Origin of the sequence: Marinomonas sp. THO17, from assembly GCF_040436405.1 — a bacterium.
Lineage (GTDB): Bacteria > Pseudomonadota > Gammaproteobacteria > Pseudomonadales > Marinomonadaceae > Marinomonas.
The window spans coordinates 1,836,877-1,849,085 of the sequence record NZ_AP031575.1; the positions used below are offsets into that span (position 1 = coordinate 1,836,877).

Annotated in this window: 13 protein-coding genes and 1 pseudogene; 10 read left to right on the forward strand and 4 right to left on the reverse strand. The window is 43.0% G+C overall.

Going from position 1 to position 12,209, the window contains the following annotated elements; translation table 11 throughout:
- Window positions 1-22: 22 nt before the first annotated feature.
- The 3 genes from ABXS85_RS08705 to ABXS85_RS08715 form a co-directional block, all read right to left on the reverse strand.
- A complete protein-coding gene (locus tag ABXS85_RS08705; protein WP_353669633.1) occupies window positions 23-412 on the reverse strand; it encodes a hypothetical protein in 390 nt (129 codons plus the stop codon).
- A gap of 126 nt (window positions 413-538) precedes the next feature.
- Entirely contained in the window at window positions 539-1,033 is a 495-nt protein-coding gene (locus ABXS85_RS08710) for a hypothetical protein (protein ID WP_353669634.1), read from the reverse strand.
- A gap of 14 nt (window positions 1,034-1,047) precedes the next feature.
- The gene (locus tag ABXS85_RS08715) at window positions 1,048-1,221 is read right to left on the reverse strand and encodes a hypothetical protein (RefSeq protein ID WP_353669635.1); all 174 of its coding nucleotides are present in this window, start codon (window positions 1,219-1,221) and stop codon (window positions 1,048-1,050) included.
- A gap of 420 nt (window positions 1,222-1,641) precedes the next feature.
- Here ABXS85_RS08715 and ABXS85_RS08720 point away from each other — a divergent pair, with 420 nt between their 5' ends.
- The gene (locus tag ABXS85_RS08720; RefSeq protein WP_353669636.1) at window positions 1,642-1,797 is read left to right on the forward strand and encodes a SymE family type I addiction module toxin; all 156 of its coding nucleotides are present in this window, start codon (window positions 1,642-1,644) and stop codon (window positions 1,795-1,797) included.
- A 315-nt stretch (window positions 1,798-2,112) separates the two neighbouring features.
- Here ABXS85_RS08720 and ABXS85_RS08725 read toward each other — a convergent pair.
- Window positions 2,113-2,217 (reverse strand): annotated as a pseudogene (locus tag ABXS85_RS08725) (IS5/IS1182 family transposase); the annotation flags it as partial.
- A 469-nt stretch (window positions 2,218-2,686) separates the two neighbouring features.
- On the opposite strand from ABXS85_RS08725, the gene ABXS85_RS08730 reads away from it, so the two are divergent.
- The 9 genes from ABXS85_RS08730 to ABXS85_RS08770 are packed head-to-tail and all read left to right on the forward strand — an operon-like array spanning window position 2,687 to window position 12,148.
- Window positions 2,687-3,334, forward strand: coding sequence for a hypothetical protein (locus tag ABXS85_RS08730; RefSeq protein ID WP_353669637.1), 648 nt, complete (start codon window positions 2,687-2,689; stop codon window positions 3,332-3,334).
- A complete protein-coding gene (locus ABXS85_RS08735) occupies window positions 3,324-4,157 on the forward strand; it encodes an ABC transporter ATP-binding protein (RefSeq protein WP_353669638.1) in 834 nt (277 codons plus the stop codon). The genes ABXS85_RS08730 and ABXS85_RS08735 overlap by 11 nt, the downstream gene beginning before the upstream one ends.
- A 10-nt stretch (window positions 4,158-4,167) precedes the next feature.
- Window positions 4,168-5,859, forward strand: a complete 1,692-nt coding sequence (locus tag ABXS85_RS08740; protein WP_353669639.1) for an ABC transporter substrate-binding protein — start codon at window positions 4,168-4,170, stop codon at window positions 5,857-5,859.
- A gap of 10 nt (window positions 5,860-5,869) precedes the next feature.
- Window positions 5,870-6,649, forward strand: coding sequence for a vWA domain-containing protein (locus ABXS85_RS08745; RefSeq protein ID WP_353669640.1), 780 nt, complete (start codon window positions 5,870-5,872; stop codon window positions 6,647-6,649).
- A gap of 4 nt (window positions 6,650-6,653) precedes the next feature.
- Window positions 6,654-8,183, forward strand: coding sequence for a phosphate ABC transporter substrate-binding/OmpA family protein (locus tag ABXS85_RS08750; RefSeq protein WP_353669641.1), 1,530 nt, complete (start codon window positions 6,654-6,656; stop codon window positions 8,181-8,183).
- A complete protein-coding gene (locus tag ABXS85_RS08755) occupies window positions 8,184-8,987 on the forward strand; it encodes a hypothetical protein (RefSeq protein ID WP_353669642.1) in 804 nt (267 codons plus the stop codon).
- A 12-nt stretch (window positions 8,988-8,999) separates the two neighbouring features.
- Entirely contained in the window at window positions 9,000-10,205 is a 1,206-nt protein-coding gene (locus ABXS85_RS08760; protein ID WP_353669643.1) for a toxic anion resistance protein, read from the forward strand.
- Between the two features lie 13 nt (window positions 10,206-10,218).
- On the forward strand, window positions 10,219-11,265 hold the full coding sequence (locus ABXS85_RS08765; RefSeq protein ID WP_353669644.1) for a putative urea ABC transporter substrate-binding protein: 1,047 nt from the start codon (window positions 10,219-10,221) through the stop codon (window positions 11,263-11,265).
- Window positions 11,266-11,317: 52 nt separating this feature from the next.
- Window positions 11,318-12,148 (forward strand): ABC transporter permease subunit, encoded by an 831-nt coding sequence (locus ABXS85_RS08770; protein ID WP_353669645.1) that lies wholly within the window; start codon window positions 11,318-11,320, stop codon window positions 12,146-12,148.
- Window positions 12,149-12,209: the final 61 nt, after the last annotated feature.

The window sequence follows — 12,209 nt, forward strand, 5'->3', positions numbered from 1 at the left end:
AGGCGGTTACATGAGCACTAGACTAGGGCCAAGACCTACAACTTAAAGGGTTACCGCCTTCATCAAATCCCCATGCTTTTACAATATGGGTCTCTGGATCCACAACATAATAAATTAAACACTGACCTACCCATGCTTTCATATTGGCGTTGGGTAGCACCTCTTGATCACTTATATGGTAAATAAGGTGACCCGCATGGTCTTTCGTAATATGCGTTAAACCTTGACCTGCAATAACAAAGTCCCCCCTTACTAACTCACCCGAGTTCTCAAACTTAAAAGGTTTGCTATAAGGTAGTTTTTTACCAATCATGTTATTTTTAAAATTTACGTAATCTTTATGACCCACTGCACATCCAGCAATTGTACATATACAAAAAAAATAAAAGACACTTAAATATCGAAAATTCATATTCTTACCTAATGCGACATTAAATCTACGAACATTTTATTTGGGAGCATCATGTTAAGTGTTTTGAAAAGACAAGTAACACAAAACCAATCAATTGGTTTTGAAAGGATGAACTATTCAATCTAGTTATTTAGAACAAGGCGCAAGATACTCGGGATTAATTGTTATATTTTCGTCCGTTACCCAATAGGGCCTAAACCACTTAGAAGGCATTTCAACACTTTGCACACTGCCTTTCATATTGCCCAAAATAAACCAGTGTCGCCCAGTCTCCCCCATTGCTTTGCTAATTACTTTCTTAACCATGAAAGATGTCCCAACTTCGTACATTGCAATATAGTTGTCATCACATACCTTCGCTAGCAATGAAAATCCTGACGAGCATTGAGGCAAAGCCATTTTCATTTCAAGCTCCTTTTTATCTTTAGGCAAGCAGGCAGTCGCTCCAAAGAAGCCCACTTTAATTCTCTCTGATCCACATCTTGCGTATGAAAAAGAGCTTTTTAATGTCATAAAACACTGGCCAGATATTTCACTGGCAATATCCTCATTGGTGCGATCATAAGAAATAATTTCACACCCAGCACAAAGCAAAAGAGGTAATACAATTAGGTATTTCATTTTCACCTTAGAAGTCAACTGCCAACTACATATTCAGCAAAATTAGCTGTTCCGAAGAAACGCGGAGTATTAAATCTATAAGCATAATCATCGACACTATCGCTAGTGGTCAAGCTACCTCCAAATTTGTCATAGACGAATTTTTCAAAAGCCTGCGCACCTTTTCCTTGGCTGAATAACTGAGACATCCGACTATCAGGGCCAAAGTAAAAACTTTGACCATCACCATTTTACAAAACCGTTCCCCCAAAATATTTCAAGAGGTCGACAGGCGACATATTATTGATTTCGTCCTGAGTCAATCCCTTTTGTGCAATAGCCACGTAGTCAAAGATGCCTATTCCAGCAAAGTCTAACACAGTTTGAACGGCATCCCAGAAGCTTTAGGCTGGCTCTGGTGTCTGTTCTGTTTCTTCTCTTTGTATCGGAGACACCACCTCGGGCGCATCCTCATTAACCGTCACGGTAACGTTTTAATGCCAAGGAAAGGCTATTGAAAAATGTTCTGATGAAAAAACCTAGGCAGTTGACGAAAAAGATTAAATGAACTTGTCCACTTCCCCATTAATGCCATCTGTTACAAACTCAATAAGACTAGACAGACCAATATGCAATCCACTTCCACTGGCCACCCGCCTTTAAAAAACGATAACGGCGCAGGCGCTTGGCGTAAAATTTCTTGGATTAATTTATGGGGATTTTGGCTTGAACAAGCTGGGTTTGAGATTGGGACGCCTTACACCATTACAGGCTACAACAAGTAATTGATTTTTTTGGCAGAGTAAAACAAGTAGCCCCGCTTTGCGGGACCAGTATTGTTCATACCTTATTTATTTCTTAGGCTTTTTTTCGTCGACTAATCCCAATTTTAAACATTGATACAACAGTGATCATAAGCAGATAAAAAGGAATATAAAGCAGCCCACCAAAAAGCAACCCTTGCAAAAAATATTGCTTCGTAGAGATTGGTAGACAAAAGTACGACATAAAAACAATACCAGATAACAAATAGATCCAGTGTAATCGTTTATTTTTGGCCGTTATTTGCCATAAATTCCATCCCCAAAATATCAAGGGTATTCAAGTGTCATTCGGTGTTCAGGTTTATTATAAATTCGACCTGTTAAAAACATGATTCTCGATAGCAGTTTCCAGCTATCATCTGTTAGCATGAGTCTCGGCATTTGGGAAAGTTAAATTTTTTTTGGCGAAATCATTATAAACGACCCAATTGCTGATTACTTTTCATACCACAAAGATCAATACGCTCTAATTACAAATCATTAATATCAGGTTCAGAAATTAGTAGTTTTAATCAAAAAGCACCGCTTTTGACACTAGGACTAAATAAAGGTTGTCTTTTTACCAAAATAAGTTAAATTTTTAACTCAAAGGAATTGAACACTTATTGTTAACGGAAAACTAAAATCAAGCTTGCAACTCCAAGCACCAGCCTTTATACAAATTATTTAAATTTAATCTCACAAACTTCGGAAAAGTTCACATAAAGACTATGTGCGGCTTTTAACCTTACACTAACAACATCGTCTTTTTTGATCACCGCATTTACAGTAACTGCATTTTCAATAATTGCATTTTATTTTGTTGTGTTATTGCATGTCGATGTGTAAGGTGATGGTATGTATTTCGTGAGTGATAGAAAACGTGGTGAACAAACTTATACCCAATGACGCAACGAGAGAGTTAAGGGCCTATTTACTATCTGACTCGGTAACAGAAACCTCTACTGAGTTTGTTCCAATGGCTGCGGCTTCTAGTGTTCTTGGAGTGACAACTCAAACAATGAAGTTGCGCATCCGAGAAGGTAAGTTAAATGCCAAGACGTTCTTTGTAATTGAGCCAGACCGCAAATCATGGGCAGGTGTTGAAGCTGGCTCTTTAAAATCTTTGCTTGAAGAAAAAGAGCGTCGTAGAGCTCGAATTAAACATAATGTCGACTTGTGTGCGAGCAAAGGGGTCTATATGAACTACTCACAAGTGATGAATGATGTTGGTATGGATTGGCACAGTCCTCCAGATAGGAAATATATCAATCAAGTACTTGAAGAGATAAACCATCAGTCATTCAAGGAAACTATCGATGCTGGTTCACCTTGTTTAAAAGGTTGCGTGGTCGTCAGTATTAACGAAGGGATCCCAACCGATTCTTTCTTCCGCTGCGCTGTCGAGTTGGGTGTTTGCGAGGTGGCTGACATTGAAAATCTTACGCATCGACGTGAATTTTGGCAGGAACAATTTGATTTAACCAAGCAGGTATATGGAGGCAGTTATGAGCAGTGAGCACATTATCCATATAGAAGATGTCTATAAAGGGTATGACGGGAAAGTAATACTGAAAGATATCGATTTGAAAATTCAAGAAGGTGAATTTTGCTCAGTCGTTGGGCCGTCTGGTTGTGGTAAAAGCACCCTACTTCGCCTGTTACTAGGTCAAGAACTGCCTGATTCGGGCAGTATTCTTTTCGACGGAAAGCCAGTGATAGGACCAGAACCAAGCCGAGGTGTCGTCTATCAAAAGTACAGTTTATTCCCTCACCTAACGGTGCTAGAGAACGTCATGTTAGGCCCAAAATACCTTGGCATAAATGGTAAGAAAGCCAATAAAGCCGAGATGGTTGAACGAGCAATGTACTTTTTGAAGCGTGTCAGACTAGACAACGCTGCTGATAAGTATCCCGACCAACTGTCCGGTGGTATGCAACAGCGTGTTGCAATCACGCAGACACTGATTGCAGAACCCAAATTGCTGCTAATGGATGAACCCTTCGGAGCATTGGATCCCGATACACGTGAAGAACTCCAAGTTTTTCTGCTGGAACTGTGGGAATCACTTAAATTAACCGTTCTATTCGTGACGCATTCGTTAGAAGAAGCGTGTTTTGTCGGTACCCGGCTGATTGCACTGAGTCAATACAACAGTTATTCGAGCGCAAAGATTGTCGAGGATCACCTCTTGGATAAAGAGGTCAAATCAACAACAAAGGATGACCTCAAATTTATCGAATTGATCACACAAGTGCGCAAGAACGCATTTGACCCAGATATTTTGCAACATCTAGAAGAATTTAACTTAAAGCATCCTGATAGCTTTATGACACCTTAAGGAAGACACTATGAAACGACTTTTAATCGCATGTTTAGCAAGCGTACCAATGCTGGTAAACGCTGTTACGGATATAACAGTACAACCGGTAGAAGAGCGCCAATTACCGGCACCGAAAAACCTTAAATCAGGACCGTATGATCTTCCCATTATTACCTGGGGCGGCGATATAGCAACGATACTCGCGAACGGAAACCAGGCGGTAACTCAACCTGGATCTATCTTTGCCGATGCAGGACTAGCGTTCAAACTCAAGCGAGTAGACGTGTTTGAAAACCAGTTACGTGATTACCTAGAAGGTAATACGCCTTACTTGCGCGGAACTATGAGTATGATCAACATGGCGGCATCTGCGGTTAAGGGTAACGATGCACTTACTCCAACTGTGTTTTATCAACTGACTTGGTCAGCAGGCGGCGATGCGCTGGTCGCTAAATCCAATATCCAGCGTCCAAGTGATCTGTGTGGCAAAACGATTGCCATGAACTATGATGGCCCTCACTTAAACTACGCGAATAAAGTATTAACTGATGCAGGCTGTAAGCTGTCAGATATTAACTTTGTGTTTACTAAAGATCTAACGGGTACACGCGAAACGCCGATGGAAGCGTTTAGAGCACAAAACGTCGACGCAGCCTTTGTCATTATTCCAGATGCTTTGGCCATGACATCTGGCGGCGGCGTTGGGGATGGTTCTGAAACGTCTATTAAGGGCGCCAAAATATTGTTATCCACGAAGACAGCTAACCGCGTTATCGTCGATGTATATGCTGTGCGCAGTGATTACTTTGAGCGCAATAAGCAAGAAGTTGAGGCATTAGCAGCTTCGTTGTTCAAGGCGCAAGAAAACCTTCAATCTCTCGCGTCAACAAAAGGTTCTGAATATCAAGCATTGATGCGAGCATCGGCTGGAATTTTACTTGATGCACCAGATGCAATTGCTGATACAGAAGGCTTATTGTTAGATGCCGAAATTTCTGGCTTTACTCAAAATGTACAGTTTTTTCAGAATGCCAATAACTTCCGCAATTTTGAGAACATCGTAAAGGAGTCAGCGAGTGGTGTGATAGCAATGGGGATCGTTTCTTCGGCGGGACCTGTAGCAAAAGCGGACTTAAATTTTGCCTTGTTAGCTTCTGGCGTAAGCACGATTCAACCTGAGAAACCGAAGTTTGACCAAAACGAAGTGACACGAGTCATCGAAAATAGACAAAGACAAGGTGGACTGGATAATGCCACGATTTTCGAATTCGAGGTGTATTTCCGTCCGAACCAACAAGTCTTTGACTCCAGTCTGTATTCAGCCGAATTCCAAAAGGTGTTTGAAATGGCGAGCACTTATGGTGGCGCAATCCTAACGATAGAAGGCCATTCTGACCCACTGGGATATTTGCGGAAGAAGAAAGAAGGTGAGCAACCATTTGTCCTTAATCAGATCAAAACGAGTGCACGCAACCTTTCTTTGACTCGCGCTAACCAAGTAAAGCAAGCCATTATCGATTTCATGTCGAATGAAAAAGGCACTGTCATGGATGAATCACAATTTGGCCTTATCGGTCACGGTATTGAAATGCCTAACACCGGTATCTGTGGCGTTGACCCTTGCCCACCGAAAACTGAACAAGAATGGCTATCAAATATGCGCGTTGTGTTCCGCATATTGCAAGTTGAAGCCGAAGAATCAGTGTTCTCACCGCTATAAGGGGATTAGCATGAAACTATTTAAAAAGACTCTCTGCAGCATGGTTGCGGCCAGCATAGTACCCATATCATTAGTGGGTTGTGGACAAGAAAGTCCGTCAGCTTTCAAAACTGCAATGCAAGATACCACTGCACTTTATGGCATGAGAGGAACCGACCACTCATGGCCTGGAAACATCAGTGAAAACAGTGTGTTTGCCGAGAATAAATTGCAGAAAAACTTCTACATTATTTTTGATGGCTCTGGCTCTATGGCCGAAGCAAGTTGTGAAAATGACGGGGCAAAAATCAATGTTGCGCAAAAAGCTATAAGAACGTTTTTCGATAATCTCGCTCGTGATGTCAACGTCGGCATGTACATTTTTGACTCTCAAGGGCGTCGAGAAGCAGTTTCGCTCGGTCAAAACGACCCAGCCAGCCTCAAACGAGCAATCCAAACTGTGTCGACTGGTTCAGGAACGCCACTAGGTGAAGCTTTGCGAAAAGGCTACTCAGCGCTGAAATCTCAAGGCATTGTTCAACAAGGTTACGGCGAGTACCATTTAGTTGTCATTACCGATGGACAAGCGAGTGATTCGGATTTAATGAAGGATATGGTTAGACAAATCACAAACGCGTCGCCAGTGAATGTTCATACACTTGGGTTCTGTATCGGTAAAGACCACGCACTAAATATCCCGGGAGTCGTGAACTACACATCTGCCAACAATGCAAAACAATTGTTGGATGGCCTGCAAAACATTGCTGCAGAGTCTGCTGACTTCGATATCAGTTCGTTCGCTGGAGTTTAATGAAATGAATAAACTTATAGCGGCTGGTGTTCTGGTAGTGGGTTTAGCTAGCATCGTTGGCCTTAAATTTTACTTTACAGAACAATCGAATGATTTGACTGCATTGACGTCTGATGCGGGTAACTTCGATCACTCCATTCGTGTTGGCGTTGACAGCTGGGCCGGCTACTACCCGCTCTGCAGCAAGTACATTCGAAGTGATTTACGCAATCAGGGCATTTTGCTTCAGTGCATTAATGACAGTGCAAACCTCGATGAACGCTTTGAAAATCTTCGTCGAGGGGAGCTTGATCTGGCAGTGAGTACTGTCGACGCATATTTGACTGTTGGCGAGCAACACAGGTATCCCGGTACCATTGTGTCAGTTATCGATGAGTCGAAAGGTGGTGATGCCATGGTCTGCTATCAAGATATGGTTGATAGCATTGATGACTTAAAAACCAATCCTAACCTACGTGTGGCATTGACGCCCGACAGTCCGAGTGAACATTTGCTGCGCTCATTGGCTGTGCACTTTGATGTTGAAACCTTTCAATCATCGGGTAGCTGGAGGGTTGACGCCAATGGCTCTGAGGATGCACTAAATAAATTACAATCACGAAGCGTAGACTGCGCTGTCGTTTGGGAGCCTGATGTCACAAAAGCACGTCAGCTTTCGGGCACTAAGAAAGTTATCGGAAGTGAAGATACTGAACGTCTAATCGTGGATGTATTGCTTTCGAATCGTGAATTCATTCAAAAGAAACCGGACGTTCTCAAGCATGTGCTCTCAGCTTATTTTGACGCATTGGTGTACTTCAAGAACAACCCCAATGCGCTAGTAGTAGAAATGAGCAAAGAAGCTGGGCTCAACAAAGGTGCAGCACGGCAAATGCTTGAAGGCGTTAAATGGGCTTCATTGTCAGAGAATGTGTTTAGCTGGTATTCGTCAGTCGGTCATGAGCGAAGTGAATATCTAGTTGAGTCAATCACCAGTACGCTCAACATATTAAAGAGTGCCGGAGTATTGGATTCAAACCCCCTGCCCAATCAAGATGTTTACGCGATCATTAACAGTACGTTTGTCACTGAATTGTTTGATGGCAATGTCACAACGACTGACAGCACACAAGAAGCGCGAGCGGCGACCTATAGAAACCTAAGTGTTGAAGAATGGTTGGCTTTGCCAAATGTTGGAACCTTGAAAGTACGTAAAGTGCAGTTTGCTCGGTCAAACGGAGAGCTATCAATGAATGCTAAACGCATGCTTGATGAGGCGTCTGCTGACTTGTCTCACTATCCAAACTTTCGGATCATGGTTAAAGGTCACACCGGAACATACGGTGATATGGACGCTAATAGACGATTAAGTGAGACGCGCGCGAAAGCGGTAGTGCGTTACTTGAATATTGTTCACGGGATAGATGAGTCTCGAATGCTGGCAATAGGCGCAGGCTCTGACGAACCGCTAGCGCAAATGCCGAACGAAGGTCTACGCGCATACGAAGCCAGGTTGCCGCGGGTAGAGCTTATTCTAAAGGTAGGAGACCGCTAAGTGTCAGACAGTAATGTTGATTTGAATGACGCAGACTTAGGAAAGCACCTATTGAGTGAGGTAGCGAACTCCCCTATCACGCTAATTTCTGGTGTTAGTAGTTTGTTGATGGGAGTGTCAAGTGCTGTGTTCTACTCTTCAGAAGTGTTCTTGTGGCTAGCAGGTCTCACAGGATTTAGCGTCGCTACACTCGGGAGTTACCTGTTAAAGCGAACAGTATTTGGTCGCCATAAAGAAATGATTAGGATCATCGAAAAGCACCGTGTTGAAGCGATAGCAAAGCGGAAAGACATGATGACTACCGTGACACAAAAGCTTGCTGAACTTAACCATAAAAAAGGAACACAGCAATTCAGTCAATTGGAACGAAAATTCTCTACGTTCTCTGACGTATTGAACATGCAGTTTGATAAAGATGAGTTGACGCATAAGCGTTATTTGACGATTGCTGAACAGTTGTACTTCGGTGCAATGGATAACCTACTTACGGTAGCGACGCTTCGCATGAGCATGAACGCAATCAATGTAAAAGACTTGGAAGCCAGTCTTAGTCAAGACACCAACATGCCAGAGGAGGCAAAACAAGCGCTCACATCAAGGATAGATATCTATCGAAATGCAAGTGAGCAAGAAACCCAAATTTTAACGTGCAACGAGCAAGTAATGACAAAGCTCGATGAACTAACAAGCAAATTAAGTGGGATTCAGACACGTGAAGGTTTGAGTACTTTAAAACTGGATTCAGCAATACGTGAAATCAAACACCTGATTGCACGTGTTGATGATTACGATATTTCGCAATAAGGAATTATTAGCATGAATACACAAGTGAAACAGGAAGAAACAAATGTGTTACTCCAAACGGACTTAAACCTCCCCTCATTAAGCGCATTAAGTGGCGAACTGGCGCCCGTTTATGCTGCCCAAGATATCTCGGATGAAGTGAAAGCTAGCGGTGATAGCTGGATCGAAAAAGTCATCGCTATCGATATGTCACAAATCGATATGCAACATGCCGCATCTGTCGAGTTGAAAACTCTCGGTGGCGAGCTGGAGAACGAGCTATTGGAAATGTCTGAGCTACTTCAGACGCCAATGTCTGAGTTAATGGCCGATGCTGAAAATGGCGGCGATGTAGCTAAAGACCTTCTCAAGCTTGAAGAAACCGCCCGCAGCATCGACCCGAATGGCTACGATTTCGAAAACATGTCTGGGGTCCGCGCGTTTTTAAGCAAGTTCGGACTAATGCCAACTCCGCTTAAAATGTGGATTGCAAAATACCAGTCGACAGAGTCGATTATTAAGAGTATCGAAAAAGGTCTGCGCCAAGGCAAGCAAAAGCTGGAGCGCGATAATCAAACGCTAAAATCAGATCAAATTCGTTACCGCCAGCACTTATTGAAACTCGACGCTTACATCCAATTCGCTCGTTATGTAGACGAGACGCTAGATAAAAAAGTGGCTGAAGTTACTGATGCTGAGAAAAAGCGCTTTTTGACCGATGAAGTGTTATTCCCTGTTCGTCAGCGCCATCAAGATCTGCATACTTCAAAGGTGGTGTTTCAACAAGCGTGGGTGACTTCTGAGTTCATCATTAAAACCAATGAAGAGCTTATCCGTGGTGTTGATAGAGCACTTAAGCACACACTTATTGCATTAGGCGTCGCATCATCGCTGGCTATCGCGTTGGCTCGACAGAAGAAGGTCTTAAAGGCACTTCAAAGCACTAAGCAAATCACTGAAAAGATGATCACGGATATTGCGGATCAATTGCTTGAACAAGGCACGGCTGTAATGGCACAAGCGTCTGATCCGTTCTTGCAAGTGGAAGTGATGAAAGCAGCCTTCACCAAGACACTTCAGGCCATGGATGAGGTTAGCCGTTATCGCTCAGAAGCACTAACGCAAATGAAAACGTCGGTCTCAGAGCTACAAACGATGACAAGCGAAATAGACTCCAACATTCAGCGCATTGAGCGCGGTCAGTTGGCGAAAGAAGAATTCAAAGTACTACTAGGTTAATAAGGAACGTATTATGTTTAAAAGACACTTTGCTGCAACGATCGCTGCATTAGCAATGTCTGCATCGTCTTCAATAGCATTTGCCGCAGACTCTTTTAAAGTATGCTGGTCTCACTATGCTGGTTGGGAGCCATATGCACTGCTTGAAACAACAGGGATCTTACCCAAGTGGGAAGCAAAGTACGGTATTGATATCGAAGTCACACTTATCAATGACTATATCGAGTCAATCAACTTGTACACTGCTGGCGAGTTTGATGCATGTACAATGACAAACATGGACGCACTGACTATCCCTGCCATTGGTGGTGTCGATAGTACTGCGATTATTATGGGCGATTACTCTAATGGTAACGATGGCATCGTGTTGAAAGTTGGGTCTTCAGTTAAGGACCTTAAAGATCGCACTGTAGACTTGGTCGAGTTCTCAGTTTCTCATTATTTGCTATCGCGTGCGCTAGATAAACACGGTATGTCAGAGCTTGATCTGACTGTTCGTAATGCGTCAGACGTCGATATCCCAAGTATCTTCCGCACGAAAGAAAATGCGGCCGTGGTAACATGGAACCCACCACTGCAAACGGTTAGAAACATGGCCGGTGCGAATCTTGTATTTGATTCAAGCGAAATTCCAGAAGAGGTTATGGACTTACTTATCGTTAAAACGGATACCGACGAGCGATTCAAGAAAGCCATTACCGGAGCATGGTATGAGCTCATGAGCAAGTTAAGCCAACCAGGCACTGAATCAAAGCATTTGATCTCGTTAATGGCCGCTAATGCCGGTGCTACCGATGCAGAGTTTCGCGCACAATTGAAAACAACAGCTATGTTCTATACGCCTCAAGAAGCGGCCAATGTTTTCACATCAGAGAAAGCAGCGGAGACAATGGACTTCATTCGTAACTTCTCGTTCGATAAAGGTCTATTCGGTCAAGGCGCGAGCACACTAGATTTCGTGGGTATTGAACTACCGGGCAAAGTCTTAGGTGACGCCGACAACGTTACATTGCGATTCGACCCAACGTACATGCAAATGGCTGCAGACGGCAAGCTGTAATTTCTGTACAGGGGCAGAAATGCCCCTTTTTTTGTGACGCTAGGAATGCAATATGTCAAGACCACAATTTATTGGACTTCATGCTAAGCCAAGAAAACTGTTGAGCATCTTTTTAGCCATATTACCCTTTGTACTGGTTATTGGCTCTTACATGTACTTCAGTGATATTCGATTAGCTGAAAATCCTAATGACAAGTTACTGCCTTCACTCTCAACGATGGCAGAGACAGTCAATAGAATGGCCTTTGAAGAAGATAGACGAACCGGCGACTATCTGATGGTAAAAGATACACTCGCGTCGCTAGGTCGTATCGCGGCTGGTGTAGGTTTAGCCACGTTTGTTGCGCTGATACTGGGTCTTAACATGGGTCTATATCGAGGCATGAGTGCTGTTTTAAACCCGTTTGTTAATTTCATCGCAATGATACCGCCCTTGTCGATTCTACCGATATTATTGATCACATTCGGTGTTGGTGAGTTAGGTAAAATTATGCTGATCTTCATAGGCACTGTTCTTATCATGACGCGTGACATTGCACTATACACGCGAAAAATTCCCATCGAAATGATCATAAAGGGCCAAACACTCGGAGCTAATCCATTAGCAATTACATACCGGATCATCATGCCGCAAGTGATGCCAAGATTGTTAGACAGTCTGCGATTAAGTCTCGGGGGAGCGTGGTTGTTCCTTATTGCGGCTGAAGCGATCGCCGCGAGTGAGGGGTTAGGTTACAGAATTTTCTTGAGCAGACGTTATATGGCTATGGATGTCATTATCCCTTATGTATTTTGGATAACATTCTTAGGATTTATGTTTGACTACATGTTGCAACGGTCAGTGAACTACTTTTATCCCTGGTATTCTCGTTACAAAACATAGGGTTAAAGAGACTTTAATTTGCAAAGCTGACTACCGCGTCAGCTTTGTAAATATGACTATG

Coding starts and splice junctions, on each gene's coding strand:
- ABXS85_RS08705 (WP_353669633.1), bottom strand. CDS start 412: ATGAATTTTCGATATTTAAGTGTCTTTTATTTTTTTTGTATATGTACA.
- ABXS85_RS08710 (WP_353669634.1), bottom strand. CDS start 1,033: ATGAAATACCTAATTGTATTACCTCTTTTGCTTTGTGCTGGGTGTGAA.
- ABXS85_RS08715 (WP_353669635.1), bottom strand. CDS start 1,221: ATGTCTCAGTTATTCAGCCAAGGAAAAGGTGCGCAGGCTTTTGAAAAA.
- ABXS85_RS08720 (WP_353669636.1), top strand. CDS start 1,642: ATGCAATCCACTTCCACTGGCCACCCGCCTTTAAAAAACGATAACGGC.
- ABXS85_RS08735 (WP_353669638.1), top strand. CDS start 3,324: ATGAGCAGTGAGCACATTATCCATATAGAAGATGTCTATAAAGGGTAT.
- ABXS85_RS08740 (WP_353669639.1), top strand. CDS start 4,168: ATGAAACGACTTTTAATCGCATGTTTAGCAAGCGTACCAATGCTGGTA.
- ABXS85_RS08745 (WP_353669640.1), top strand. CDS start 5,870: ATGAAACTATTTAAAAAGACTCTCTGCAGCATGGTTGCGGCCAGCATA.
- ABXS85_RS08750 (WP_353669641.1), top strand. CDS start 6,654: ATGAATAAACTTATAGCGGCTGGTGTTCTGGTAGTGGGTTTAGCTAGC.
- ABXS85_RS08760 (WP_353669643.1), top strand. CDS start 9,000: ATGAATACACAAGTGAAACAGGAAGAAACAAATGTGTTACTCCAAACG.
- ABXS85_RS08765 (WP_353669644.1), top strand. CDS start 10,219: ATGTTTAAAAGACACTTTGCTGCAACGATCGCTGCATTAGCAATGTCT.
- ABXS85_RS08770 (WP_353669645.1), top strand. CDS start 11,318: ATGTCAAGACCACAATTTATTGGACTTCATGCTAAGCCAAGAAAACTG.